Annotated in this window: 1 protein-coding gene; it reads left to right on the top strand. The window is 37.7% G+C overall.

Annotation, left to right across the window (positions count from 1 at the left end):
- The first annotated feature begins 222 nt into the window (after nt 1-222).
- Complete coding sequence (locus AACM45_RS20280) at nt 223-1,188, top strand: IS110 family transposase (protein ID WP_339145031.1); 966 nt, start codon at nt 223-225, stop codon at nt 1,186-1,188.
- Nucleotides 1,189-1,220: the final 32 nt, after the last annotated feature.

Here is a 1,220-nt window from a genome sequence, read left to right as displayed (position 1 = left end):
TTATAGCCATCCTAAGTTTGTTTTCTATTGAGTTACATTAGTCTATAATCAAAGAACAAAAGAGCAGATTAAGGTTACTATAGCCTTAGGAACTTGAGATTCCGTCAACAATGAAAATCCCTGCTCTTTTACTATTGAAATACGATCAGTTCATTAGGTCTTGAGAACCTGTTTCTAGGATGATGTACAGCAATGGTTTTTGTTCTTTTAAAAATTCATGTTATGAATAAAAGTACAATTTTTGTCGGGATAGACATCTCCAAAGACGTTTTCGATGTTTATGATTCCGAGGCCTGTCATATGCAATTCAGCAATGATGAAAAAGGTTTTGATTTGTTTATTAAACAATTGACATCCAACCATTGGTGCGTAATGGAAGCTACTGGTTGTTATCATCAACGTCTTGCAATTACCCTGTTTGATATCGGCTTGCGTGTTTCGGTAATAAACCCACTGATAATCAAGCGTTTTATCCAGATGAAGCTAAAACAGGTTAAAACAGATAAGAGCGATTCAAAAATGATATGTCTTTATGCGATGGAACAGGCTTTGGATCTGTGGTCTCCCGAACCTGATTATATTGTTGAATGTAAGGCCCTTCAAGGTGTTGTGCGACTTTATTTTAAGCAACGTACCGCTCTAAAGAACACGCTTCATTCTATTTCTACCGGTAATCGGTGCAAAGGTAAATTGAAGAGTTCCATAGTACGTCAATTAAAGTGTTTGGATAAGGAGATAAACTTACTTGAAACAGAGATTGAAAATTTGATTCGAACCCATGAACAGGAACTCTTCATGCGATTGAACACCATACCTGGAGTTGGCAGAAAGACTTCGATGTTATTGATAGTCTCGACCAACGGATTTCGAGACTTCGAGAGCCCTCGACAGTTGTCTTCGTATTTTGGTCTTGCACCGAACGAGCGAAGTTCGGGAAGTAGTGTTCGAGGTAGGTCTCGAATAAGCAAGAGGGGAAATTCATTGGTCAGGAACCATCTTTTCCTTTGCAGTTTTACCGCCTGTGTTCACAATCCACAATGCAAGGCGTTATTCGACCGGATCGTTTTAAAGGGTAAGAGTAAAAAATTGGCTTTGATCGCTGTTTGTAATAAACTAATCAAACAAGCTTATGGAATATCGAAATCAGGTTTGGATTATGATAGAAATTACATTGGGAGATTGAACTGAATTTTACTTGTTTTTTAGCTCAGTTCTTTGTT

This window comes from Croceitalea sp. MTPC5 (assembly GCF_036985505.1).
Taxonomy (GTDB): Bacteria; Bacteroidota; Bacteroidia; order Flavobacteriales; family Flavobacteriaceae; genus Croceitalea.
This window is presented reverse-complemented; position numbering and strand designations above follow the sequence as displayed.

Coding starts and splice junctions, on each gene's coding strand:
- AACM45_RS20280 (WP_339145031.1), top strand. CDS start 223: ATGAATAAAAGTACAATTTTTGTCGGGATAGACATCTCCAAAGACGTT.